A 26,085-nucleotide genomic window follows, 5' to 3' on the forward strand; every position below is an offset into this window, starting at 1 on the left:
GATATCAATTCCTTCTTATTTCCTTTCTTCTTCCTTTCAAATTGATTGATCTTGAGACTTAAACTAACGATTCCATCAATTTTTACTTAAAATATTAAATATATTCTAATCAAGCTACGTTTTTGTGATTTTATTTGTATTTCTGGGTTGTTTTTTTTAGTGATTATGTCAAATTGTATTCAAGACAATAATTTACGATAAAAATTAAGAAAGAAAGAGGGAATTTTATGTGCTCAATTTTTGGAATTTTAGATATAAAAAGTGACCCTACGCCACTTCGCAAAGTTGCGCTTGAGATGTCAAAAAAGCTACGTCACAGAGGACCGGATTGGTCTGGAATTTATTCATCAGATAAAGCGATCTTGGCACATGAACGTCTTGCTATTGTCGGTTTGAACAGTGGAGCTCAACCTTTATATAGCAAAGATAAGCAACACATCCTTGCTGTAAATGGTGAAATCTATAACCATAAAGAGCTTCGTGCAAAATACGCCGATGATTATGATTTCCAAACGGATTCTGACTGTGAAGTTATTTTAGCTCTATATCGTGATAAAGGTGCTGATTTATTAGAAGACCTAAACGGTATTTTTGCTTTTATTCTTTATGATGAAGAAAAAGACGAATACTTAATCGGTCGTGACCACATTGGTATCATTCCTATGTATCACGGCTATGATGAGCATGGTAATTATTATATTGCTTCTGAAATGAAAGCGCTTGTTCCTGTATGTAAATCAATGAGTGAATTTCCTCCGGGTCACTTCTATTCTTCAAAAGATGCGGAACCAACTCGTTATTATGTGCGTGACTGGATGGAATATGATGCAGTAAAAGATAACCCAACGAGCAAAGACGATCTTAAACAGGCATTAGAAGATGCCGTTAAACGTCAATTAATGACGGATGTACCTTATGGTGTCCTTCTATCTGGTGGCCTTGATTCATCAATTACTTCAGCGGTTGCAAAGAAATTCGCAGCTATGCGTATTGAAGACAACGAAAAATCTGAAGCATGGTGGCCTCAACTGCATTCATTCGCCGTTGGCTTAGAAGGGGCTCCTGATTTAAAAGCAGCTCGCGAAGTCGCTAACCAAATAGGTACTGTCCATCATGAAATGACTTATACCATTCAAGAAGGCCTTGACGCTATTCGTGATGTTATTTATCACATTGAAACATATGATGTGACAACAATTCGAGCTTCTACGCCAATGTATTTATTGGGTCGTAAAATCAAAGCAATGGGTATCAAAATGGTACTGTCAGGTGAAGGTGCTGATGAAATCTTTGGTGGTTACTTATATTTCCATAAAGCACCAAATAAAAAAGAATTCCATGAAGAAACAGTACGTAAGTTGCTTGCTTTAAATATGTTTGATTGTGCTCGTGCCAATAAGTCACTCGCCGCTTGGGGAGTTGAAGGCCGTGTTCCTTTCTTAGATAAAGAATTTATTGATGTTGCTATGCGATTGAATCCACAAGATAAAATGTGTGGTAACGGAAAAATGGAAAAACACATTCTTCGCGAATGTTTTGAAGATGACTTACCAGAAGCCATTGCTTGGAGACAAAAAGAACAATTCTCTGATGGTGTAGGCTATGGTTGGATTGATTCTTTACGTGAAACTGCTGAAGCAAAAGTAACAGATCAACAAATGGAATCAGCAAAATTCCGCTTTCCATACAATACTCCATTAACTAAAGAAGCTTATGTGTATCGTGAGATCTTTGAAGAACTGTTTCCTCTTGAAGACGCAGCTAAATGCGTACCTGGTGGACCTTCTATCGCTTGTTCTTCTGCAAAGGCAATTGAGTGGGATGAATCATTTAAAAACTGTGCAGATCCATCAGGACGAGCCGTTCAAGCCATACATAACGAAGCTTATAGCTAACTAAAATAAGCATTCATAAAAAAAGCGCTCTTAGCGCTTTTTTTTATTTAGAAACCCACATTAATATTTTCGATTTTTATTTCTACTTTTTTATTTATTAATGTAATCAAAAGAATTGAACGCATCTCTCCATCTGCTTCTTTATAAATAGCATCAATCCCAGTATATGGCCCTTCAATAATATCTACTTTTTGTCCACTTTCAGGCAAGCACTCTATGGTTTTTTTATGATGTAGATCTTCACCTAATTGCTTTAATGAATAAATAAGATCACCATTTAACACTTTAGGTTGTGACCCAAAACGCACAAAATCACTAATACCACGTGTTGAACGAATCGTCGTAAAGGTCGGTCCAACAGTAAAATCAAACCTTACAAACATATAACAAGGAAATAAAGGTTCCTTCACTGTCGTTCGTTTTCCCCTTATCATCTTTTCGACGTCAATTTCAGGATAAAAACACTCTACATTCTGATTTTCTAGATGCAACTTTGCTCGTTGCTGATCTCCACGTTTACAATAAAGTAAATACCACTGTTTCATCATTTCTATCCCTGCACCTAACCAGTGCTAATAATATCACGCTATCAAAATGAAAAGAATTTCTACCTTGTATAAAGGCAGCATAGAATGCAGATACACACATCAATAAGATGTTAACTTCATTAACATTGCATAAATAAGATTAAAAAACTAAAAATAAGCACAAAATAAGATAATAAAACCAAAATAGACACTACAATAGATAATGACAACTATGGTTATAGTGAACCCTAGGATAGAACCCCAACTATGTGTAAGGTGTTTCTAAATATTTCAACAACTTACAATGTTAAATAGATCACATTTATTCAAACTCTGTTGCAGTAATTACATTGAGAGAGTATAAATTTAACTACTATAAAAAATTAAAATAAAATTGACTAAAGAGAGCATTATGCCAAATAACAACAAGTTATTAATGGGACACCCTCAAGGGCTTTTCCTACTTTTTGGAACTGAATTATGGGAACGATTCTCTTATTACGCCATGAGGGCGATTTTAGTCTTATATTTAACAGATAGAACCATTAATGGTGGTTTAGGCTGGACCGTTAAGGATGCATTAAGCCTATATGGTACCTATACCGCTCTTATGTATATCACACCACTCATTGGTGGTTGGTTAGCCGATAATTATCTTGGCCAACGAAAATCATTACTTATTGGTGGTTTTTTAATGGTCATCGGCCAATTTACGTTAGCTCTTCCTCATAATACCTTGCCACTCTCGGTTGAGACTCTCTTTTATGTTGGTTTAGGATTCCTCATTGCAGGTAATGGTTTATTTAAACCAAATGTATCCACAATGGTAGGTGATTTATACCAAAATGGCGATCACCGTCGTGATGGTGCATTCACTATCTTCTATATGGGGATCAATTTAGGTTCATTACTGGCTGGTGTTGTTTCTGGTTCTGTTACTGGAATATGGGGATGGAAAGCCGGCTTTGCTGCTGCAGGCATTGGTATGATTATTAGCTTAATTATTCAAACCTTTTTTGCACAACGCTTCTTAGGTGATATAGGTGTTCGCCCTGCCGCACACATTGCAAAAGAAAGAGCAGAAGCAAAAGGAACATCTCATCATGTTTTAAGTAAAGTAGAAACCGATCGTCTAAAAGTTATTATGGTGATGGGATTGTTCGTTATTGTCTTTTGGGCCGGTTTTGAACAGGCTGGTGGCTTAATGAATATATATTCTCAACAATACACAGATAGAATGATTGGTTCATTTGAAGTCCCTGCGGCTTGGTTCCAATCGTTAAATCCATTCTTCATCATTACGTTAGCCCCACTTATTGCTATGCTATGGATAAAGTTAGGTCCTAAAGAGCCAAGCTCTCCAATAAAGTTTGCTCTCGCCTTATTCTTTTTAGCGATTGGCTTTCTTTGCATGGTTGGTGCTGTAATGCAGCAAGGTGGGGACTTAACAATCAAAACATCAATGTATTGGTTAGTCGGCGCCTATTTCTTTCATACTTTAGGCGAATTATGTTTATCCCCTATTGGGCTCTCTTTAGTTACTAAATTAGCACCACTACGCTTAGCCTCTTTAATGATGGGGACATGGTTTGGTTTCAATGCTATCTCAAATTACATTGCGGGTGTTGTAGGCTCTCACGTCGAGAGTTTAGGGGCACTAGACATCTTTGCTGGTATCGCAATTTCGGCAACTATCTCTGGGATTTTACTATTGATGATTTCAGGAACGTTGATCCGCTGGATGCACGGAGCTGAAAAAGCACACTAGTTATATCGTGATAGTTATTTAAGTAATAACGACATGACTAAAACTAAAAAGCCATTTCATCGTATGAAATGGCTTTTTTAGGCAACTATATTATAACTTAATACGGTTCTTATTCTTCTCGATCAATTTTTCACCAATACCTTTAACATTAGCTAATTCATTAATCGTTGTGAATTTACCATTTGCGTTGCGGTAATCTATAATCGCTTGAGCTTTAGATTCACCCACACCGATAAGTAATGTATCTAACTCTTCGATGTCTGCTTTATTTATATTAACAACGATCTCAATACCTTCATGTTTATCAATGGCCTTTTCACTTGCACTTATTACACCGCTAGTAAACAAGCAAAAACTTAATAACAGAGTATTAATAAACACTGACATAACTTTCATTCTCTTCCCTTATCATTTAATGAATGGTAACCATGATGCTGAGACAACAGGAAAATGCTTATCCATTTCAATCATCAAATTTATAGTAGTGGAAGCGATGAATTAGCCCAATGAAGAAAACTTTGCCTTCTTTAAAAACACGACGGGCTCCAATAAGGAGCCCGTCTGATTTACTTATCAATTACATTGAACTAAATTATTGCTCTAATAATGGATAACTAATTTCGGTATTAGATTTAAGCGTATCAAGTGTCGCCGTTAAATCTTGTTGTGTCTGAGTTCTAAGCAGACGAGTACTTACTTGTTCGGCCATTGCGCTATTATCAAGTTCTAGTACGCCATCCAAAGCAACAATGACATTATTACCTTGTCGATCCATTACTTGAGCGTATGTAGGCTTATCAGCAGTCGGTTTTTGTAAACGGTAAACATCGTTAGCAAGTTCATCTGCACGAGTAATCATTCGTGCTTCTGTAAATACTAAGCCTTGCTCTGATAAATATGCATCATCGTCTTTATTTAACGCCGTAATTGTATTCTTCGCTAACTCTAATGCTTTTTGCTCACCTTTAGCTTGAGATAAGCGAGTAATAACAGACGCTTTAACCTCTTCTAACGGTAATACCATTTCATCACGAGACTCTTCAACACGAACAACAACTACGTGTTCAGGAGCAATCTCAATAACATCAGAATTTAAGCCATCTTCTTTTACTTCTGCGCTATAAATAGCTTGAAGCACATCACTATTCGCTAGCAATGCTGGTGCATCCGCTTGAGAGAAGAAATCAGAAGTAATTACTTTTGCATTTACTGCTTCAGCAGCATCATCTAGTGAATCAGGAGATTCAAATGCTTTTTCTGCTAATTCTGTTTGCATGCTATAAAAAGCATCTGCAGCGTGCTCATCAACTAAAAACGCTTTAATGTCCGCACTTACTTTAGCCAAAGGCTTAGTTTTTGGTGCTTCAATCGCATCTAATTGAATAATATGATAACCAAATGCAGATTTAACTAAGCCTGAATGATCGCCTACATTAACAAGTTGGAAAGCTGCATCTTCAAATTCAGGATCAATCACACCGCGTTCAATCCAACCTAAAGAACCACCTTCTTTTGCTGTTGGAATATCTTGCGAGTCTTCTTTTGCTACAGTAGCGAAATCTTCACCTGCATCTAAACGAGCAAGAACCGCTTGAGCGTCAGCTTCGTCACCTTTGATAAGGATATGGCTTACTTCACGTTTTTCTTGTGTTGAGTACTTATCTTGATTCTCATTGTAATACGTTTGAATTTCTTCATCAGTAATTGGCGCTTGTGCCTTCAATGATTCACCAGACAATTCAATATAAGAAACTTTAACTTGTTCTGGACGAACAAATTGTTGTTTATTCGCATCATAGTATTCTTTTACTTCTTCTTCAGTCACTTTTGCATTTTTAGCAAATGTCGCAGTATCTAAAGTAATGGTACGAATTTCACGTTGCTGACCTTCAAGTTCACCTTGCGCTTTAACTTCATTACTTAGCGTAAATTCTGTTGATTCTAACGCTGACACTAATTGATTACGAACAAGATCACCACGTAAATACTCAGCGAAGCTGTCTGAAGTGAAACCAGCACGGCGTAATGAGACATTGAAGATTTCTTCGTCAAACTTTCCATCTTTTTGGAACTGAGGCATAGATAAAATTGCTTGGCGTATTTGTTCATCACTTACACGTAAACCAAGTTCTTGAGCTTGGTTATCGAGTAAAGCATCATTGACCATACGATCTAAAACTGACTTTCGGAATTGCTCTACATACGCGGGGTCACCAAGTAGAGTCGAAAAATATTCGCCCAGTTGAGATTGCATACGGTTGCGTTCATTTTGATAAACTTGTTCAAAATCATTTCGTGTTATTTCACGCTCACCGACTTTAGCCGCTAGAGGTTGACTACCACCGACTAAATAACTACCTACACCTGCAAACACAAATGAGAAAATAATTAGACCGAGAATGATCTTAACAACGAGGCCAGTTGAACCTTCGCGAATTCGATCCATCATAATATGTTTTAGCTCCTAATCACTGAATTGGGATGATAATCCCTAAGAAAACGTTAATTTCTATTGATAGTGAAAATTAAAAATAGTTCAACAAAAGAAAAATTTAACAATAAAAAAGCGCATCATCGGATGCGCCTACGATCAATCACTCTAGTTTACTAGCCTTAACTTGGCTTGTGTAGAGTTTTATCTTTTTTTCGATTAGTTACACGCATCTTTTAATGCTTTACCTGCTTTAAATGCAGGTACTTTTGCAGCAGAAATCTCGATTGCTTCACCAGTCTTAGGATTACGACCTGTACGAGCAGCACGCTCACGAACGATAAACGAGCCGAAACCAACAAGTGTTACTTGATCGCCACTTTTTAGTGTCTCTGTCACTGTTTCAACTAATGCATCTAAAGCACGGCCTGCTGCTGCTTTTGAGATATCTGCATTTTCAGCAATCTGATCAACTAATTGAGATTTATTCACGGTATTCCCCTTTAAATTGTTCATTCATATATTTATTGAATGAGTCCATATATAGTAATTTTGGTGTGAAAAACAAATCACAACACTGTGTCTAACTTAGCTATCTCATTATAAGCTGACAAGTATTTTCGACCTGTCAGCCCTGTTATATCAACGTTTTTTGCTACACATCACTTTTTTGAGACGATTCAAGACTAAAGCCTTGAGGATCATTTTGTAAAGCAAGTGTTAATACCTCGTCAATCCACTTCACAGGATGAACCGAAAGATCAGCAATTACGTTTGCTGGGATTTCTTCTAAGTCACGTTCATTATCTTTTGGAATAATGACAGTTTTAATACCACCACGGTGAGCAGCTAGTAATTTTTCTTTTAAACCACCAATTGGCAGTACTTCACCACGTAATGTAATTTCACCTGTCATTGCAACATCAGAACGAACTGGATTGCCCGTTAAGCTTGATACAAGTGCAGTACACATACCAACACCAGCACTTGGACCATCTTTTGGTGTCGCGCCTTCTGGTACGTGAACATGAATATCACGTTTCTCATAAAAATCAGGATTAATACCTAATTTTTCAGCTCGAGTACGAACCACCGTCATTGCCGCTTGAATTGACTCTTTCATAACGTCACCAAGAGAACCAGTATAAGCAAGTTTGCCTTTACCAATCATAGATTCCGCTTCAATCGTCAATAGATCACCACCGACCTCAGTCCATGCTAAACCAACAACCTGACCCACTCGATTTTCAGTGTCTGCTTTACCATAATCACAACGTTGGACACCTAAGAAATCTTTTAGATTATCTTGATTAATCGTTACTTTTTTAATCGATTTATCAAGTAAGATTTGCTTCACTGCTTTACGACATAATTTAGAGATTTCTCTCTCTAAGCTACGTACACCAGCTTCTCTAGTGTAATAACGGATAATTCCCATAATGGCTGAATCATCGATTTGAATTTCATCTTCTTTAAGACCATTACGCTTTACTTGCTTCATCAATAAATGATTTTTAGCTATGTTTAGCTTTTCGTCTTCGGTATACCCAGATAAACGAATCACTTCCATACGGTCAAGCAATGGGCCAGGAATATTCATAGAATTCGATGTTGCAACAAACATGACATCAGATAAATCGTAATCAACTTCTAAATAATGGTCACTAAATGTGCTGTTTTGCTCTGGATCCAACACCTCAAGAAGTGCAGAGGCTGGATCACCGCGCATATCAGAAGACATTTTATCAATTTCATCTAATAAGAAAAGTGGGTTTTTAACCTCAACTTTTGACATTTTTTGAATTAATTTACCAGGTAAAGAACCAATATACGTGCGTCTATGACCACGAATCTCAGCTTCGTCACGAACGCCACCAAGTGCCATTCGTGTATATTTACGCCCTGTCGCTCTCGCAATAGATTGCCCTAATGATGTTTTACCAACACCAGGAGGTCCAACTAAACAAAGAATCGGACCTTTAAGTTTAGTCACTCGACTTTGAACCGCTAAATACTCAAGAATACGTTCTTTAACACGTTCTAAGCCATAGTGGTCAGCGTTTAGGATCTCTTCTGCTTTAGCTAAGTCTTTTTTGACTTTAGAGCGCTTAAACCAAGGCACACCAACCATACAGTCAATGTAACTACGAACCACGGTTGCTTCTGCTGACATCGGAGACATCATCTTTAGCTTCTGTAATTCTTGTTCCGCTTTTTCTTGCGCTTCTTTTGGCATTTTAGCGTCTGCAATTTTCTTTTGCAGAGCTTCAAATTCATCAGGAGCGTCATCTAAGTCGCCCAGTTCTTTTTGAATAGCTTTCATTTGCTCATTCAAATAGTACTCACGCTGACTCTTTTCCATTTGTTTTTTAACGCGGCCACGAATGCGTTTTTCAATTTGCAGAAGGTCTATTTCAGACTCCATCATGCCCATCAAAAACTCTAAACGAGCGATCACATCAATCAACTCTAACACTTCTTGCTTATCAGCAAGCTTTAGTGGCATATGAGCAGCAATGGTATCGGCTAAACGCGCGGCATCTTCAATACCACTCAAAGAAGTCAGAACTTCTGGTGGGATCTTTTTATTCAGTTTGATAAAACCATCGAATTGATTAATTGCAGAACGCATAATCACTTCTTGTTCAGCATCATCAATTTCAGGGGTAACTAAAAATTCGGCATCCGCAGTAAAAAAATCTGCTTCTAAAAATTGATGTATTTTTGCACGCTGCTGACCTTCAACTAATACCTTTACAGTACCATCAGGCAACTTCAATAGTTGCAAAATAGTCGCGATAGTACCAACACTGTGCAGGTCATCTAGTTGCGGCTCTTCTTTAGCGGCTTCTTTTTGTGCCACAAGCAAGACTTGTTTGTTCTGCTCCATTGCAGCTTCTAAGCAACGGATGGATTTTTCACGGCCCACAAATAGTGGAATAACCATATGCGGATACACCACTACATCTCGTAATGGCAGAACTGGTATCTCAATGCGCTCGGAACGCTCCAGGTTCATATTCTTCTCTCTCTCCGTCAGTATCTATAGAAATAATATGGGGGCAAGTAGCTAAGATTCAACATTATTTTAAATTAAAAAATAAAAAAGGAGGCCAATGCCTCCTTTTTGTCTGTTTATTAGCTAAATTACACTATTCTGCAGATATTGCTTTCGTTTCTGTATTTTCAAACATCAACAATGGTTCTGACTCACCGTTAATTACAGACTCGTCGATAACTACTTTAGAAACACCTTCTTTAGATGGTAATTCATACATAGTATCTAATAATATCGCTTCTAAAATTGAACGAAGACCACGAGCACCTGTTTTACGGCTCATTGCTTTTTTAGCAATTGCTCTCAAAGCATCTTCACGAAATTCTAATTCAGCACCTTCCAAATCAAATAACGCAGCATATTGCTTAGTTAATGCATTCTTAGGTTGACTTAAAATTTGGATCAACGCTTCTTCATCTAATTCAGTTAATGTCGTGGTTACTGGTAAACGACCAATAAACTCTGGAATTAAACCGAATTTAATTAAATCTTCAGGCTCAATTTGCTTCAATAAGTCACCGACGGTTGCTTTGTCATCTTTAGAACGAACATCAGCAGCAAAGCCAATACCCGTACCAATTGCAACTCGTTGTTCAATTACTTTATCTAAGCCTGCAAACGCACCGCCACAAATAAATAAAATCTTAGAAGTATCTACTTGTAAGAATTCTTGTTGTGGATGTTTACGTCCACCTTGAGGTGGTACTGATGCAATTGTACCTTCAATCAATTTCAATAATGCTTGCTGAACACCTTCACCAGAGACATCACGTGTGATCGATGGGTTTTCAGACTTACGAGAAATTTTGTCAATTTCATCGATATATACAATGCCACGTTCCGCTTTTGCTGGATCGTAATCGCATTTTTGTAGCAGCTTTTGAATGATGTTTTCTACATCTTCACCTACATAGCCGGCTTCTGTTAATGTGGTTGCATCCGCCATAGTAAACGGAACATCCAAGAAACGAGCTAGCGTTTCAGCAAGTAATGTTTTACCACTACCTGTTGGTCCGATAAGTAGAATATTACTCTTACCAAGCTCAACGCCATCTTTTGTAGTATCGCCATTACGTAAACGCTTGTAGTGATTGTATACCGCTACCGCTAATACTTTTTTAGCATGTTCTTGACCAATAACGTACTCATCTAGATGACCACGAATATTTTGCGGTGTTGGTAGTTCTTCACTGCTCTCTTTTGGAGACAGAGTATTATCTTTTAGCTCTTCGCGAATAATGTCGTTACATAAATCAACACACTCATCACAAACATAAACAGAAGGACCTGCAATTAATTTACGAACTTCATGCTGGCTTTTTCCGCAAAAAGAGCAATATAGTAACTTTCCACTATTTTCGTCTTTACGCTTGTCTGTCATTTGCTAACCTCTTAAACGTTGCCTTTATGCTGTAAGTCTATACCAACTTACCTTCTTTGCTGTAAACGTTACTGCTTTTTTATTAATTAGTCACGCTTATTTAGCACAGCATCTACAAGACCATATTTCACTGCATCATCTGCAGCCATGAAGTTATCACGATCTGTATCTTTTTCGATCACTTCTAATGGTTGGCCTGTATGCTCAGCAAGTAATGTATTCAATTTCTTTTTAATCGTTAAGATTTCTTGCGCATGAATTTGAATATCAGATGCTTGGCCTTGGAAACCACCAAGTGGTTGGTGAATCATCACACGAGAATTAGGTAATACATAACGTTTACCTGGTGCGCCACCTGCAAGTAAGAAAGCACCCATAGAACATGCTTGACCCATACATACCGTACTTACATTTGGCTTAATGAACTGCATGGTGTCATAGATAGACATACCTGCAGTAACTGAGCCGCCTGGAGAGTTAATATATAGGAAGATATCCTTATCAGGGTTTTCAGACTCAAGGAAAAGCAACTGTGCCACAACTAGGTTGGCCATGTGATCTTCAACTTGACCTGTTAAAAAGATAACACGCTCTTTTAACAGACGGGAATAAATATCATACGAACGCTCACCACGTGAAGTTTGTTCAACAACCATAGGAACAAGTGCATCCATAATAGAAGGCATTGCATTGTTTTCTTGATAGCTCATAACCGTATCCCTTATAAAATAAATGGTCCGAATGACGCTTCATTCGAACCATTATTAGCAGATCTTTTGAAACTAAGTCAACTACTTAATTAATTTTAAATTAAGCTGGTTGTTGATTCATTAGTTCGTTAAAGCCAACCGCTTTTTCAGAAACTTGCGCTTTAGCTAAGATAGCATCAATCGCTTGTTCTTCTAGAGCAACATTACGCATGTTGTTCATCATTTGTTCGTTGCCTTCGTAGTAAGCAACAACTTCAGTTGGATCTTCGTAAGCAGAAGCCATTTCGTTGATAAGTGCTTTTACTTTCTCATCGTCAGCTTTTAGTTCTTCAGTTTTGATTACTTCACCAAGAAGAAGACCTACAACTACACGACGCTTAGCTTGTTCTTCGAACAATTCACGTGGAAGCTCAGGAGCTGAATCAGCGTTGCCGCCAAAACGTTGAACTGCTTGTTGACGTAAAACTTGAACTTCTTGATCGATAAGAGCAGAAGGTACGTCAATGTTGTTTTGTTCAACTAGGCCATTGATTGCTTGTTCTTTGATCTTGTTTTTAACTGTTTGAGCTAATTCACGCTCCATGTTCTTACGAACTTCAGCTTTAAGACCTTCAACGCCGCCTTGAGCACCAAACTTAGTTACGAACTCATCGTTCATTTCTGGAAGTTCACGAGCTTCAACTTTAACTACTGTAATAGCAAATTCTGCAGCTTTACCTTTTAGGTTTTCAGCGTGGTAATCTTCAGGGAAGTTAACATTGATAGTTAGTTCGTCGCCTGCTTTCTTACCTTTGATACCGTCTTCGAAACCAGGGATCATTCGACCTTGGCCCATTTCTAGAGGGAAGTTATCTGCTTTTCCGCCTTCAAATAGCTCACCATCGATAGAACCAACAAAGTTGATTGTAGCGCGAGTGCCATCTTCAGCCGCAACGTCAGCATCTGACCAAGTAGCTTGTTGCTTACGTAGCGTTTCTAGCATTTCTGCTACGTCTTCGTCTTTAACTTCAACTTGTGGTTTCTCAACAACAACTTTGTCTAGACCTTGAAGTGTTACTTCTGGGTAGATTTCAAATGTTGCAGTGAATACTAAATCTTGGCCTTCAGCAAATTCAACTGGTGCAAATGTTGGAGCGCCTGCTGGGTTGATTTTGTCTTTAACGATCGCTTCAATGAAGTGACGTTGCATAACTTCACCCATTTTATCGTGACGAACAGCGCTGCCGTACATTTTAGCAACCATCTTCATTGGAACTTTACCTTTACGGAAGCCATCAAAACGACGATTTTTAGCGATGTTACGAAGCTCTGCATTTACAGCATCTTCAATGTTTGCAGCAGGAACAGTAATAGTTAGAACGCGCTCTAGGCCTTCTTTAGTTTCAACGGTAACTTGCATGTTTATATAAACCTCAAAATCGACTCAGGTTCTCTGAGTTTGCGACAAAAAATACGTGTCGCATCCTTGCGTTACAGGCCTAATAAAATAGAAACCGTAACCCCTATGATTCGTGATACCAAACTTGGGTATCTTTCTTCTATCTGCTTATCTTAATAATAAGTAGATCGCGTATTTCATTGAATAAAATACGACATTTAGCCAAGTGGCAAAATAAGACGCGATATTGTAGCGATCTGACCCATCTATGTCGAGGCTCACTACACACGTAGATAATCTTTAATAAGAAATTGGGCAATGAGTAGTATTTTTCAACCCTTTTAAACGCTTTTTTTTCTAAAAAACGAGGTTAACTACGTGAAATCTTACTACTGACAATAGCTGCCATCATCTCAATATGTAATTCATCGTCATTTAAACAAGGAATAAAGGTGTATTTTTCACCACCAGCTGTCATATAAATTTCTTTACACTCTTCAGACAACTCTTCAAGTGTTTCTAAACAATCAACAGAAAACGCAGGGCTAATAATATCTAATGATTTTATCCCTTTTGGCGCCAGTTCTTTTAATGTTTCAGAAGTATAGGGTTGCAACCATGCTTCTCGACCAAAACGCGACTGATAACTCATGCCAATTTGTTCTGAGTTTAAGCCAAGCTCTTCAGCAAGTAATTCTGTCGTACGTATACAATGTTCAGCATAAATATCCCCATTATCAACGAAACGCTGTGGGATACCATGATAAGAACATAACACATAATCCCCTTTTCCTTTTTCTTTCCAAGAAAGGCGGATCGACTCTGCAAGTGCTTTTATATAAAGTGGGTGATCGTGGTAATTATGAACCATCGTAAAATTAGGCAACACCGACGTTGTTTTATATTGCTTACCGATTTGGTCAAAAACAGCTGCCGTTGTTGTTCTAGAATATTGTGGATATAACGGTAAAATGATTATCTCATCACAACCCTGCTCTTCTAATAACTCAATTCCAGACTTAATCGCAGGTTGACCGTAAGTCATGCCCAAAGCGACAGGAAGAGAAAGACGATCTTGTAATGCGCTCACTTGACGTTGTGAATAAACCATTAATGGTGAACCGTCTTCCATCCAAACACTCTGGTATAGCTTTGCAACTTTAGGGGCTCTAATCGGTAGAATCACCCCATGAAGCAAAGGGCACCAAATAAAACGGTTCATATCAACAACTCTCTTATCATGTAAGAATTCTGATAAAAACGTTTTTACTGCCGCTGCTGTTGGCGCCGTAGGTGTACCTAGGTTAACTAATAGCACCCCTGTTTTTTTATTATTCACTGTTATTATCCATTATTGTCTATAAAAAAAGGCGACCAATAAGGCCGCCTTCAATATAACAATAAATGATGACTTAGGTAAGATTACGAAAGTGCTTTTTCGATCTCAGCACTCACTTCTGTTACTAATTTAGTACCATCAAATTTAAGATATTCTGTTTTACCTGCTTCTGCTTCTTTAGTGTAATAAGCAATCAGTGGTGCAGTTTGCTCATGGTAAACACCTAAACGAGCAAGAACTGTTTCTGGTTTATCATCTTCACGAATAACAAGCGGTTCGCCAGTTACATCATCTTGTCCTTCAACCTTAGATGGGTTGAACGTAACATGATAAGTACGACCAGAAGGAAGATGAGCACGACGACCAGACATACGCTCAACAATCACTTCGTCAGCAACGTCAAACTCAAGAACGTAATCGATTGATACGCCATTTTCTTTTAGGCCATCTGCTTGAGGGATCGTACGAGGGAAACCATCTAATAGGAAACCTTTAGCGCAATCTTCTTGAGCAATACGCTCTTTAACAAGACCAAGAATGATCTCATCAGAGACAAGTTGACCCGCATCAATTACTGATTTCGCTTGTTTGCCCATTTCAGTGCCCGCTTTAATCGCTGCACGTAGCATGTCACCTGTAGATATTTGTGGAATACCAAATTTATCCATGATGAACTGAGCTTGAGTACCTTTACCCGCACCTGGTGCACCTAAAAGGATGATACGCATTGTTTTCCCCTTAAAAATTTATTTCGGAATTTATACCAAACCTTACAAACTAAAAATACGCACGGCATTTCAATTTATAAATTTAGGTATAAGTTTTATTTCTAAAAATAAGCCGTGAAAGATACACGGAACTGAGAACGCTATCAAGTTTGAGATGAAAATAGCAAAACCGAACCGAGTAAGAATGTAACTAATCCCAATAAAAAACAATGAGACCTTAGTGCACTATTGTCACTCAAGATCTCATTAATTTTACTATTTACGGTTATATCTCAATTACTTTGATAATAACTGATTCATTGCACTTAGAAATTGTGATGGATCATCTAAAGAGCCGCGCTCTGCTAGCATCGCTTGACCAAGTAGCATTTCAACCCAACGGCCAAATGCTTCTTCATCCGCTTCATCTGCCATTTGCTTAATCAGGGCATGCTCAGGGTTAATTTCAAAAATGTACTTCACTTCTGGCGCCGCTTGACCAGCCGCTTCTAAAAGTTTCGCCATTTGTGTACCCATTTCAAAATCATCGGTAACAACAACGGCTGGCGTAGTCGCTAATTTAAACGTAGTACGAACCTCTTTAACACGATCACCTAAGTAAGCTTTTGTACGTTCAACTACTGACTTAAATTCTTCGGCTGTTTCTTTTTGTTTTTCTTTTTCCGCTTCGTTTTCAAATTTGCTTAAATCCAAACCAGCTTTGGTAATTGATTGGAATTGTTTGCCATCAAATTCAGTTAAGTAGCTCATTAGCCACTCATCGATGCGGTCATACATTAAGACAACTTCAATGCCTTTTGCTTTGAATTGCTCTAAGTGTGGGCTATTTTTCGCAGCCGCATAGCTATCAGATGTTAGGTAGAAAATCTTATCTTGATCTTCTTTCATGCGCTCAACATAACTCGCAAGGCTAATCGCTTGTTCTGAGCTGTCTTTATCAGTAGAAGCAAAACGTAGTAGGCCTGCAATTTTATCTTTATTGGCGAAATCTTCAGCCAAACCTTCTTTTAATACTTGCCCAAACTCTTTCCAAAAAGATAAATATTTATCATTATCTTTTTTAGCTATCTTCTCAAGCATACTTAATACACGTTTTGTACACGCACCACGTAATGATTGAGTCACTTTGTTGTCTTGAAGTATTTCGCGAGAAACATTCAGAGGCAAATCATTCGAGTCGATTAATCCTTTAACAAAACGTAGGTAACTCGGCATGAACTGCTCAGCATCATCCATAACAAACACGCGTTGAACATAAAGTTTCAGACCACTTTTATGATCACGATTCATCATATCAAACGGAGCTTTAGCTGGAATATACAATAAGCTAGTGTAGTCATTTTTGCCTTCTACTTTATTGTGGCTCCACGTCAATGGATCAGCAAAGTCATGAGATACATGCTTATAAAACTCTTGGTATTCTGCGTCTTCAATTTCTGATTTATTACGAGTCCAAAGCGCTTGAGCTTTATTTACTTGCTCCCACTTACCTTCAGTCTCTTTACCTTCTTCGTCTTTTTCAACAGTCCAAATAGAAACCGGGATGCCGATGTGATCTGAATATTTACCAATCACTTCTTTTAGACGCCACTCACTTAAGAACTCTTTACCTTCATCACGCATGTGAAGAATAATGTCGGTCCCACGAGATTCTTTAGTCACGTCTTCTATTGTGTAATCGCCTTCGCCTTCAGAGTGCCATTGCACAGCCTGATCTTTTGCTGCACCAGCAACACGAGTACGAACCGTTACCGCATCTGCGACAATAAATGCAGAGTAGAAACCAACGCCAAACTGACCGATAAGTTGAGAATCTTTACTTTGATCTTCTGACAATTTTGAGAAGAAATCAGCCGTACCAGATTTCGCGATCGTGCCCAAATGTTCAATAACATCTTCACGACCCATACCAATACCATTATCTGAAATGGTCAGAGTATTCGCTTCAACATTAAACGAAATTTTCACACCTAAATCTGCATTTCCTTCGTATAAATCGCCGTTTGATAATGCTTTAAAACGTAATTTATCTGAAGCATCTGATGCGTTTGAAATAAGCTCACGTAAAAATATTTCTTTATTTGAATATAAAGAATGAATCATTAGATGAAGTAGTTGTTTAACTTCTGACTGAAAGCCGCGTGTTTCTTTGTTATTAATAGTTTGTTCGCTCATCTATAAAACTCCAAAAAAGGATAATGTTTATTAACTTGATAAAGTAATAAGGGCATAAAATATCAATTCAAGGTAAACCAATGTAAAAAACGGTGTTTTTTTGCTTTTTTTATACTATAAAATGCGTAATGATAAGTTTTGACATAAAATAGACATTCTAAAAATGATACTTGGATATCATTATCGAGAATCACACTACTGAGTTAACAACCAATGAATATAGAAAATAAAAAAATCATTATTGGCAACCGGTTCCTATTCGATCCAAACGATAATAGTCTCATCGATACATTAAATGATGATGAAATCCTTCGCTTGGGTGGCAATGAAAGCCGAGTTTTAAGCCTACTTATTCAAGAACCAGGGAAGGTTGTTAGTCGTCACGAATTACATGAATATGTATGGAGAGATCAAGGTTTTGAAGTAGATGATTCAAGCCTAACACAAGCTATTTCTACGTTAAGAAAAATGCTACAAGATCCAACAAAACTGCCTTTATACGTAAAGACAGTGCCTAAACGTGGATATCAATTCATTTCAACAGCAATACCTCAAGCGACGTCAGAAACAGAAGAAAGTAATCCCTTTGAAAGCGAGCTTCAACAAAGTGAAGTTTTAATCGTTGAGGAATCGATTACGTCAAATGAACCAGCGCCTATTACAGCTGAACATTCTGACAAAAAAGCATCTGTAGACTCTGATGTTGTAGTGGTAAAACCTCAAGCACACTTATCTTTATTAGGTACTATTACCTTAATTTTTGCTTTTATATTGCCGATTATTGCTTACATCAACCATACACCAAAATCAGACGCATTCGTTCAAATCGCGAGTTATGATAATACGCCGGTATTGATTCCAGTAAATCACCCAAATATAGACCAATGGAAGCCATTAATTGAACGATGTATTGTGTCGTATAACTCGAAGCATACTGACTTGTTAAAGCCGATTGAAGTCATTGCAACGGGTGGTAAGCCAAACCAAATCACCCTTAACTATATTCATAGTAGTGAATACAGCGATCAGAGTATTAGTGTTCGTTTAATGATAAATCAGAAAGAGGTGGATAATATATGTGGTTAAACAAAGAGCAGATGCCTCTCATAAAGCGCTTCTTTCCTCTTGCGTTACTTTTACTCTCTATTTTAGGCAGTGCTTGGTTTTATTGGGCAAGTGACAGTAAAGTGGAACAATTACTGACCTCTAAAGAATGGCAAAGTATGAGAACCATTCGTATTGATACTAACTACGAAGACATGGGGCCACTCAAACGAGCAGATATTCGCTCTAATGTCGTTTATCTTCCAAATAAGACTTACTCTAAATCATCAAACCTCACGCTTTTCAGTCCATCTGATGATAAGCAACAACCATTGACGATAAATGTCATGGAGACAGGGAATTGGGATTACAGCGGTGACTATTTATTGATTGATCCTACTGAATTTAAAGATGTTACTTCAAACGATAATAAAGAGTTCACAGGTTCTCAAAAAGAACTCATTATGCGTGTATTTAGAATGGACGCACAGCAAAGTAAACGTGTTGATGTACTAAATGATAAGACATTATTGCTTACTAGCTTAAATTACGGCTCAGATATTCTGTTCTCTCATTAAGTAAGTTTGCTTAGCGTATAAAAAAAGAAGCCCTCATTGGCTTCTTTTTTTATATCAAGGACTTAAGACGACAAATCGATTGAATTCAATGTATTGCCATCAAAATCATAAACAGATAACGTCAACTCATCCAATAAACCATAACTGGGCTTTTTTCCTACAATGCGCGGAAAAGTCGTTGAACCAGGGTTAAAAATAATGTGTTCACCCTGCCACTCAGCAACCGTTATATGTGTATGCCCATGAGCAATAATGTCGCCTTTTCTCAAAAGAGGACGTTTTTCTGCATTATAAATATGCCCATGAGTTAAAAATATTTTTTGTCCCGTTGGTAACAACACAATATGGTAGTCGGCCATGATAGGAAACGATAACAGCATTTGATCGACCTCACTGTCACAATTCCCTCTTACTGCAATGATAGACTCGGCATGTTCATTTAATAATTCGGCCACTGCAATTGGATTATGCCCTTCAGGCAATGGATTTCTTGGCCCAAAATTAATTAAATCACCCAGTAAAATTAAATGTTCAGCTTTAGAAGCCAAAAAAAGCTCAATAATGCGCTGAGTCGCCGGTAAAGAGCCATGTAGATCAGAAGCAAAAAATAATTTCACGTGGTGTCCTAGATTAATAATACACATAAATAACGAGATTAATTATAAAGGAAAATTACATGAAAGTTGCCAATCAATAAACTCGATTTATACTTAAACTATTGGATGTTCGAAATATCTTGCAGGAAACGAGATGAAAATACTAATTACAGGCAGTACCGGGTTAATAGGAAAAAAATTATTAGACCATTTAAAAGGTCATCATTTAGTCTTACTTACTCGTAATATAAAAAAAGCACAAACAGCATTAAATCATTTAGCATTACCTCATGCTGATTTCATTTCTGATCTGTCTACGCTTTCTCATTTAAATGATTTTGATGCCATCATCAATTTGGCGGGGGAACCCATTGCCGATAAAAAATGGACCAACAAACAAAAAAGAACCATTTTAAATAGCCGTTGTGAGCTAACCCATGCATTAACTCAATTGTGTTTGGCGTCTTCAACACCACCTCGTTGTTTTATTTCTGGCTCTGCGGTGGGTTATTATTCTGATCAAGGAAGCAACAACATTGATGAATCAACCGTTATCTCTAGTAATGATTTCGCTCATCGTGTTTGTAAAGAATGGGAAGACGTTGCCTTAAAAGCAAACAATGAAGATACACGGGTCTGTATACTCAGAACAGGCGTTGTTTTATCAACATCAGGCGGAGCTCTTAAGAAAATGCTTTTTCCTTATCAATGTGGTGTTGGCGGCCCAATAGGTAAAGGCGCACAATATATGTCATGGATTCATATCGATGATATGGTTTATGCAATCTTATTTCTATTAGAGCACGAGAAAAGTCAGGGTATTTATAACCTCACTGCCCCACACCCTGTCACTAATAAAGAGTTTAGCCAAACGCTCGCAAGTACATTAAAACGACCACATTTATTAGTAACACCAACGTTAGTGATAAAAATTCTTTTAGGCGAAGCTTCTGTGCTTCTTACGGATAGTCAACGGATTAGACCTAAACGACTCGTAAACGAAGGATTTAAATTCCGTTACTCTAGAATTGAATCAGCATTAAAGCATCTTTTAGACTAAACCATTCCTCTCATTGCAATATCGTCATTTTGGCGTCATTATTTTCTTTCTTAGTTTGGTTTTTATCGACTTACATGGGTAGTTACGTCAGTAATTATCCATTCATGCAAAGGAAGCAATGAATGCAACGCGCTATTTTTATCACTGGTTGTTCAACTGGCATTGGTTACACCACAGCTCATCAACTCTCAAAACATGGTTTTCATGTCATTGCTTCATGCCGTAAAAAAGAAGACGTTTTACGATTGCAAAATGAAGGATTAACGTGCTTACACTTAGATTATTCGGACTCAGAGAGCATTTCTCTGGCGGTCAGCGAGTTATTAATACTTACTGATGGAAAGTTGTACGCTTTATTCAATAATGGCGCGTATGGACAAGCGGGTGCACTGGAAGATCTGCCTAGAGAGGCACTAAAAGAGCAGTTTGAAGCAAACTTCTTTGGTTGGCATCAGTTAGTCATAGAGTTACTACCAATAATGAGAAAGCAAGGCTATGGAAGGATCATACAAAACAGCTCAGTACTTGGCATTGTGGCGATGAAATACCGTGGTGCATACAATTCTTCAAAATTCGCAATTGAAGGTTGGAGCGATACATTACGTTTAGAATTAATGCAGACTAATATTCAGATCAGTTTAATTGAACCCGGTCCTATCGAAACAAACTTTAGACCTAATGCATTGAAAGCATTTAAAAAATGGGTAACTATCGAGAATAGTCCACATAAAGAAAAATACCTCATGCAACAACAGCGATTAGAGAAAGAAACCTCCGGAAGTGCCTTTGTACTCCCTCCTGAATCCATTATGTCACCGCTGCTTCATGCACTTAATAGCAAAAAACCTAAAGCACGATATAGAGTTACCTTTCCTACTCATTTATTTGCAATATTAAAACGAATATTACCAACTAAGTGGTTAGATATGATCTTAAATAAGAGTGACTAATGTCATATTTTAAGTTTGTTTCAACCAAATAGAGAAGAAATATAAAAAAAGAACAATAATGTAATATTAGTGTCACATTGCAAGATTATATTTATTCCTATCCAGTCGTTAGTGTTTTTTCGGGGGGAATATGACGCTAGGAAAAATCAACTGGATCTGTGTGAGTGTAGCCGTTGCGGTATTCATACTGATCTAACTGTTACTTTCGCTTACGATAGACAAGCCATTATGCTCAGCATAGTGGCTTTCTTCGTATCTGGCGCCTTGAAAATCTATCCTAAACCCCATATAACTGTATATATCTATATAGAAAATACTATTTTAGGAAAAAACCATGCAGTCAGAACACAGCGTTGAACTTAACGAACAAAACTTCCAACAAATTCTTGAAGGCTCAACCCAGACTCCTGTCTTAATTCATTTCTGGGCACCAATGAGTCAAGAAAGCATTACGGTTATTCCTGCACTACAACAACTTGCTCAGCAATACGGAGACGCTGTTACTCTTGCTTTATTAAACTGCGAAGAACAGCAAGGCCTTGCTCAGCAATTTGGCGTTCAAACGCTTCCAACTATCGCCCTATTTAAAAGTGGCCAAGCCATTGATGGAATGGGTGGCCCCCAATCAATTGATGCAATACAAGAAATGTTAGATAAACACCTGCCAAGCCAAGAAGAATTACAATTAGGCCAAGCATTTAAGTTAGTCGAAGAAGGTAATTACCAAAGCGCTCTCCCTATCCTATTGGCTTTACTTGAACATTTTGGTGGTAATGGTCAAATCAAATTACATATTGCGCAGTGTTACATTGAAACACAATCTTATGAACAAGCTGAAACCATCTTGTCTGAGATATTAATGCAAGATCAAGACAGCAAATACAAAGAACTAATTGCAAAGCTTGAACTGCATAAACAAGCCGGTAATACGCCAGAAATTCAAGCCTTAGAAGATCAATACAAAGCCGATACAACCAATAATGAAATCGCTTTAGAATTGGCAATTCAATACAGCCAAGTTAATCGACAAGAAGAAGCTCTAGATATCTTAATTGCGATTTTATTAAAAGATCTCAATGCTGAAGATGGGCAAGTTAAAAAAACCATGATGGATATCCTGTCTGCTCTTGGTCAAGGTAACCCTATTGCAGGAAAATACCGTCGCCAGTTGTACTCATTACTTTATTAATCAATAGTTGAGAATCGCCTGTTGTTATTTATTATGGCAACAGGTTAATCCTTTGATTATTGGACAATCATGACTTTCATCTCCAGGGCACGCATTAGCAAGTTCTAACAACGTTTGCTTCATCCCTTCTAACTCTTTAATTTTAGCCTCAATTTCTGTCACTTTTTCTAACGTCTTTCTTTTCACATCCGCACTACGACGATTCGGATTATTCGATAAGCTTAATAATTCTTGGCATTCTTCTAGACTAAAACCAACTAGCCTTGAGCGGCGAATGAGTTGCAACTCTTCCACTTGATTTTTAGTGTACTGTCGATAGCCATTTGCACTTCGATTCGCTTCTCTTATTACGCCTTTACTTTCATAAAAACGAATGGCTTTCGTCGTTAATCCCGTTAATTTTGCAACGTCACTAATATTCATTTCTCTTTACTCTACTTTATAGCTTGACCTTCCATTTACTGTAAGGTTTATTCTACATAACATCAAGATTTGTTATCGAGGTTAATTATGAGTCAGAAACTTACCCTACTCCTAGCGGGATTAAATTGTGGTCGTTGTATCGCGAAAGTGGAAAAAGCACTTTCAGAGATCCCGAAGATATCTCATTTCTCGGTAACCAAAACAGAATTAACATTAACGACGACACTCTCTTATGAAGAAATCGCAGAGAATATTACGCAATTAGGCTACTCCGTTCCTGAACCCGAACTCATCACTTTGTACCTAGCAGGATTAAAGTGTGGTAAATGCGTAAATAAAACCACAGACACGTTAAGTACCTTGTCGCATACCTCTATTGAGTCTATTTCAAAAGATAAAATCACGCTAAACACCGTGCACTCTCAAGAAAGCATCATTGAATTAATTGAATCCATCGGTTTTCAAGCAAGCTCTGCCCCCTTTATTCCAGATAGTCCCTCGCCTAAAGAAGAGGTCATTACTCTGAATAAAGAAACACCGACAGATCAAAGCAAAACTGAAAAACAAAAAATAGAAAAAACAACACAATTAATTTTATCAGGAATGACTTGCGCTAGCTGTGTCGCCTCTGTAGAAAAAATAATTTCAGCCGTTGCTAATGTTCAATCTGTCAGTGTTAATTTAGCGGAACGTACCGCTTTAATTTATGGTGATATCAATGCACCTGAACTGATCAAAGCAATAGAAAAAGGCGGTTATGGTGCAGAGATCAGTTTAAGCGAAGAACAACGCCGTAAAAGGCAAAAAGAACAATACCTAAAAACCACCGCAGCACATAAAAGAAATACCATTATGTCGCTCGCAATAGGCGCACCATTGATGCTTTGGGGGGTATTTGGTGGCAACATGCAAATAACAACCGTTAACGACCAACTTGCTTGGGGATTCATTGGGCTTATTTGTTTAGGTTTATTACTTACCGCTGGGAAACATTTTTTTGTTAATGCCTGGAAAGCATTTACTCATCACAGAGCGACAATGGATACGTTAGTGTCTCTTGGTACTGGTTCAGCTTGGCTCTACTCTATGGCACTGGTGATCTATCCTGCATTTTTCCCAGAGCAAGCACGTCATGTTTATTTTGAAGCCACCGCAATGATCTTAGGCTTAATTACGCTCGGAAATCTAATCGAAACCAAAGCTCGTAATCGCACATCAAATGCCATCGAAAAGCTGCTCAATCTTCAGCCTCAAACAGCTACGGTTATCCAAGATGGAAAAGAAGTAGAGTTGCCAGTGGCACTAGTAACGAAAGGGATGATCATTAAAATTAAACCGGGAGAGAAAATCCCAGTTGATGGTTCGATCATCAGCGGTGAAAGCTATTTAGATGAAGCCATGCTTACTGGAGAGCCTCTTCCTTGTTTAAAAATAAAAGACGATGTTGTGCATGCAGGAACCATCAATCAACAGGGTAGCTTTACCTTCACAGCAACGAATGTCGGTGAACATACTATGCTTGCTCGGATCATTGCCATGGTACGTAACGCGCAAAGTAGCAAACCAAAATTGGCTAAGCTCGCGGACAAAATCTCATCCGTATTTGTCCCAAGCGTTATGATCATCGCCATTTTTTCGGCTTTACTTTGGTATAACTTTGGCCCAGAACCAACATCGAGCTACATGCTTGTTGTTGCCACAACGGTACTCATCATTGCCTGCCCTTGTGCTTTAGGTCTTGCAACACCAATGTCAGTGACTGTTGGTGTCGGTAAAGCCGCTGAGTTTGGTGCATTAATAAAAGACGCTGACGTTTTACAAACAGCAAGTCATATCGATACTGTGGTGGTTGATAAAACGGGCACATTAACAGAAGGGAAACCCACGGTCAGTAAAGTGACAAGCTTTGCGGCTTACAATGAAAAAGACATCATTTCATTCGCAGCAGCAATCGAAAGTCACTCTGAACACCCACTCGCTCATGCAGTAATGACATATCTCAATCAGCATTCATGGGATTTAGTCACCAGTACACAGTTTAATGCTCAATTAGGCCTAGGAGCTTCTGCAAACATTGCTGGCGATACTGTGTTCATAGGAAATACCTCTTATTTATTAAACAATGAGATTGCCACTCCTGACGTTGAATTATCTCCTGCATCAACGCCTCTCTTTGTGGCAATAAATAAAGAATGTATTGGTGTTATTGAAGTAAGTGATGCAATTCGACCCGATTCAAAACTTGCTGTAGCCCAATTTACTCAACTCGGTATTAATGTCGTAATGCTAACGGGTGATCGCAAAGAAACCGCCGATTATGTGGCCCAACAGCTCGGAATAACTCATGTTGTTTCGGGTGTATTACCCGATGGAAAAGCTCAGACAATAAAAGACTTACAAGCTCAAGGAAAGAAAGTAGCTATGATTGGGGATGGCATTAATGATGCCCCAGCGTTAGCTCAGGCAGAAGTAGGGATTGCGATGGGCAATGGCAGTGATGTCGCGATTGAAAGCGCTCAATTGACCTTAATACGACACTCACTGCTTACAGCCGTTAATGCGATTGAGCTTTCAAGAGCAACCATTACAAATATGAAACAGAACTTATTCGGTGCCTTTATTTATAATGCGATAGGCATTCCTATTGCTGCCGGTATTCTTTTTCCATTTACTGGAATGTTACTCAGTCCTGTTGTAGCTGGAGCAGCGATGGCACTTTCTTCTATTACCGTTGTATCCAATGCAAATAGATTACGACTTTTTAAATCTCAGTTTTCAAACGAACATACTGACTAGGAGCTTTACATGATTAATTTGCTTGGAGTCATACTTATTATTGCCATTATTTATTGGTT

At 38.0% G+C, this 26,085-nt stretch carries 21 protein-coding genes; 8 read left to right on the forward strand and 13 right to left on the reverse strand.

All coding sequences use genetic code 11. The annotated features are described in order from the left end of the window. Positions 1–227: 227 nt before the first annotated feature. On the forward strand, positions 228–1,895 hold the full coding sequence (gene asnB / locus A6E04_RS10850) for an asparagine synthase B (RefSeq protein WP_017022419.1): 1,668 nt from the start codon (positions 228–230) through the stop codon (positions 1,893–1,895). Positions 1,896–1,942: 47 nt separating this feature from the next. Here asnB and rfaH read toward each other — a convergent pair whose 3' ends face one another. Next, entirely contained in the window at positions 1,943–2,440 is a 498-nt protein-coding gene (gene rfaH, locus A6E04_RS10855; protein WP_023603605.1) for a transcription/translation regulatory transformer protein RfaH, read from the reverse strand. Between the two features lie 394 nt (positions 2,441–2,834). On the opposite strand from rfaH, the gene A6E04_RS10860 reads away from it, so the two are divergent. Then, positions 2,835–4,190 (forward strand): peptide MFS transporter, encoded by a 1,356-nt coding sequence (locus A6E04_RS10860; protein ID WP_023603606.1) that lies wholly within the window; start codon positions 2,835–2,837, stop codon positions 4,188–4,190. Positions 4,191–4,280: 90 nt separating this feature from the next. Here A6E04_RS10860 and A6E04_RS10865 read toward each other — a convergent pair whose 3' ends face one another. From A6E04_RS10865 to htpG, 10 genes are all read right to left on the reverse strand, one after another. Next, the gene (locus A6E04_RS10865; RefSeq protein ID WP_023603607.1) at positions 4,281–4,577 is read right to left on the reverse strand and encodes a ComEA family DNA-binding protein; all 297 of its coding nucleotides are present in this window, start codon (positions 4,575–4,577) and stop codon (positions 4,281–4,283) included. 205 nt (positions 4,578–4,782) lie between these two features. Then, positions 4,783–6,639 (reverse strand): peptidylprolyl isomerase, encoded by a 1,857-nt coding sequence (gene ppiD, locus A6E04_RS10870; protein ID WP_017022415.1) that lies wholly within the window; start codon positions 6,637–6,639, stop codon positions 4,783–4,785. A gap of 201 nt (positions 6,640–6,840) precedes the next feature. After that, the gene (locus tag A6E04_RS10875) at positions 6,841–7,113 is read right to left on the reverse strand and encodes an HU family DNA-binding protein (RefSeq protein ID WP_023603608.1); all 273 of its coding nucleotides are present in this window, start codon (positions 7,111–7,113) and stop codon (positions 6,841–6,843) included. 163 nt (positions 7,114–7,276) lie between these two features. After that, a complete protein-coding gene (gene lon, locus A6E04_RS10880) occupies positions 7,277–9,640 on the reverse strand; it encodes an endopeptidase La (RefSeq protein WP_065611339.1) in 2,364 nt (787 codons plus the stop codon). Positions 9,641–9,773: 133 nt separating this feature from the next. Then, positions 9,774–11,060: an ATP-dependent protease ATP-binding subunit ClpX gene (clpX, locus tag A6E04_RS10885; RefSeq protein ID WP_017022413.1), complete on the reverse strand. Its 1,287-nt coding sequence runs from the start codon at positions 11,058–11,060 to the stop codon at positions 9,774–9,776. An 86-nt stretch (positions 11,061–11,146) separates the two neighbouring features. Beyond that, entirely contained in the window at positions 11,147–11,770 is a 624-nt protein-coding gene (gene clpP / locus A6E04_RS10890) for an ATP-dependent Clp endopeptidase proteolytic subunit ClpP (RefSeq protein ID WP_012549607.1), read from the reverse strand. 100 nt (positions 11,771–11,870) lie between these two features. Then, a complete protein-coding gene (gene tig / locus A6E04_RS10895; RefSeq protein WP_065611341.1) occupies positions 11,871–13,169 on the reverse strand; it encodes a trigger factor in 1,299 nt (432 codons plus the stop codon). A gap of 349 nt (positions 13,170–13,518) precedes the next feature. Next, the gene (hemH, locus tag A6E04_RS10900) at positions 13,519–14,487 is read right to left on the reverse strand and encodes a ferrochelatase (RefSeq protein ID WP_065611342.1); all 969 of its coding nucleotides are present in this window, start codon (positions 14,485–14,487) and stop codon (positions 13,519–13,521) included. 83 nt (positions 14,488–14,570) lie between these two features. After that, positions 14,571–15,215 (reverse strand): adenylate kinase, encoded by a 645-nt coding sequence (gene adk / locus A6E04_RS10905; RefSeq protein ID WP_017022411.1) that lies wholly within the window; start codon positions 15,213–15,215, stop codon positions 14,571–14,573. 276 nt (positions 15,216–15,491) lie between these two features. Continuing rightward, a complete protein-coding gene (htpG, locus tag A6E04_RS10910) occupies positions 15,492–17,390 on the reverse strand; it encodes a molecular chaperone HtpG (protein ID WP_065611344.1) in 1,899 nt (632 codons plus the stop codon). 213 nt (positions 17,391–17,603) lie between these two features. Here htpG and A6E04_RS10915 point away from each other — a divergent pair, with 213 nt between their 5' ends. Next, positions 17,604–18,476, forward strand: a complete 873-nt coding sequence (locus A6E04_RS10915) for a winged helix-turn-helix domain-containing protein (protein ID WP_017022409.1) — start codon at positions 17,604–17,606, stop codon at positions 18,474–18,476. Continuing rightward, positions 18,467–19,012: a regulatory protein ToxS gene (locus A6E04_RS10920; RefSeq protein WP_023603611.1), complete on the forward strand. Its 546-nt coding sequence runs from the start codon at positions 18,467–18,469 to the stop codon at positions 19,010–19,012. Before A6E04_RS10915 ends, A6E04_RS10920 begins: the two co-directional genes overlap by 10 nt. 62 nt (positions 19,013–19,074) lie before the next feature. Here the strand turns inward: A6E04_RS10920 and yfcE are convergent, their stop codons facing one another. Then, positions 19,075–19,629 carry a phosphodiesterase gene (gene yfcE, locus A6E04_RS10925; RefSeq protein ID WP_023603612.1) on the reverse strand — a complete coding sequence of 185 codons (555 nt, stop codon included), beginning with the start codon at positions 19,627–19,629 and terminating at the stop codon, positions 19,075–19,077. 133 nt (positions 19,630–19,762) lie between these two features. Between yfcE and A6E04_RS10930 the strand changes: the two genes are divergently transcribed. The 3 genes from A6E04_RS10930 to A6E04_RS10940 all read left to right on the forward strand — a co-directional run bounded on the left by A6E04_RS10930 (position 19,763) and on the right by A6E04_RS10940 (position 22,807). Continuing rightward, complete coding sequence (locus A6E04_RS10930; protein ID WP_017022406.1) at positions 19,763–20,668, forward strand: TIGR01777 family oxidoreductase; 906 nt, start codon at positions 19,763–19,765, stop codon at positions 20,666–20,668. Between the two features lie 122 nt (positions 20,669–20,790). Next, entirely contained in the window at positions 20,791–21,618 is an 828-nt protein-coding gene (locus A6E04_RS10935; protein WP_065611346.1) for an SDR family oxidoreductase, read from the forward strand. 334 nt (positions 21,619–21,952) lie between these two features. Continuing rightward, the gene (locus A6E04_RS10940; RefSeq protein ID WP_065611348.1) at positions 21,953–22,807 is read left to right on the forward strand and encodes a co-chaperone YbbN; all 855 of its coding nucleotides are present in this window, start codon (positions 21,953–21,955) and stop codon (positions 22,805–22,807) included. Positions 22,808–22,831: 24 nt separating this feature from the next. On the opposite strand, the gene cueR is transcribed toward A6E04_RS10940, so the two are convergent. After that, complete coding sequence (gene cueR, locus A6E04_RS10945; protein ID WP_012549596.1) at positions 22,832–23,230, reverse strand: Cu(I)-responsive transcriptional regulator; 399 nt, start codon at positions 23,228–23,230, stop codon at positions 22,832–22,834. Positions 23,231–23,317: 87 nt separating this feature from the next. Between cueR and A6E04_RS10950 the strand changes: the two genes are divergently transcribed. Beyond that, a complete protein-coding gene (locus tag A6E04_RS10950) occupies positions 23,318–26,026 on the forward strand; it encodes a cation transporter (RefSeq protein ID WP_065611350.1) in 2,709 nt (902 codons plus the stop codon). Positions 26,027–26,085: the final 59 nt, after the last annotated feature.

This window comes from Aliivibrio logei (assembly GCF_001691055.1).
GTDB classification, from domain to species: Bacteria; Pseudomonadota; Gammaproteobacteria; order Enterobacterales; family Vibrionaceae; genus Aliivibrio; species Aliivibrio salmonicida.

Bases quoted from the DNA above. Each gene is read 5' to 3' on its own strand.
- adk (WP_017022411.1), bottom strand. From the start codon at position 15,215: ATGCGTATCATCCTTTTAGGTGCACCAGGTGCGGGTAAAGGTACTCAA.
- A6E04_RS10865 (WP_023603607.1), bottom strand. From the start codon at position 4,577: ATGTCAGTGTTTATTAATACTCTGTTATTAAGTTTTTGCTTGTTTACT.
- A6E04_RS10930 (WP_017022406.1), top strand. From the start codon at position 19,763: ATGAAAATACTAATTACAGGCAGTACCGGGTTAATAGGAAAAAAATTA.
- A6E04_RS10935 (WP_065611346.1), top strand. From the start codon at position 20,791: ATGCAACGCGCTATTTTTATCACTGGTTGTTCAACTGGCATTGGTTAC.
- lon (WP_065611339.1), bottom strand. From the start codon at position 9,640: ATGAACCTGGAGCGTTCCGAGCGCATTGAGATACCAGTTCTGCCATTA.
- clpX (WP_017022413.1), bottom strand. From the start codon at position 11,060: ATGACAGACAAGCGTAAAGACGAAAATAGTGGAAAGTTACTATATTGC.
- cueR (WP_012549596.1), bottom strand. From the start codon at position 23,230: ATGAATATTAGTGACGTTGCAAAATTAACGGGATTAACGACGAAAGCC.
- clpP (WP_012549607.1), bottom strand. From the start codon at position 11,770: ATGAGCTATCAAGAAAACAATGCAATGCCTTCTATTATGGATGCACTT.
- htpG (WP_065611344.1), bottom strand. From the start codon at position 17,390: ATGAGCGAACAAACTATTAATAACAAAGAAACACGCGGCTTTCAGTCA.
- ppiD (WP_017022415.1), bottom strand. From the start codon at position 6,639: ATGATGGATCGAATTCGCGAAGGTTCAACTGGCCTCGTTGTTAAGATC.
- tig (WP_065611341.1), bottom strand. From the start codon at position 13,169: ATGCAAGTTACCGTTGAAACTAAAGAAGGCCTAGAGCGCGTTCTAACT.
- A6E04_RS10950 (WP_065611350.1), top strand. From the start codon at position 23,318: ATGAGTCAGAAACTTACCCTACTCCTAGCGGGATTAAATTGTGGTCGT.
- asnB (WP_017022419.1), top strand. From the start codon at position 228: ATGTGCTCAATTTTTGGAATTTTAGATATAAAAAGTGACCCTACGCCA.
- A6E04_RS10915 (WP_017022409.1), top strand. From the start codon at position 17,604: ATGAATATAGAAAATAAAAAAATCATTATTGGCAACCGGTTCCTATTC.
- A6E04_RS10920 (WP_023603611.1), top strand. From the start codon at position 18,467: ATGTGGTTAAACAAAGAGCAGATGCCTCTCATAAAGCGCTTCTTTCCT.
- rfaH (WP_023603605.1), bottom strand. From the start codon at position 2,440: ATGAAACAGTGGTATTTACTTTATTGTAAACGTGGAGATCAGCAACGA.
- A6E04_RS10940 (WP_065611348.1), top strand. From the start codon at position 21,953: ATGCAGTCAGAACACAGCGTTGAACTTAACGAACAAAACTTCCAACAA.
- A6E04_RS10860 (WP_023603606.1), top strand. From the start codon at position 2,835: ATGCCAAATAACAACAAGTTATTAATGGGACACCCTCAAGGGCTTTTC.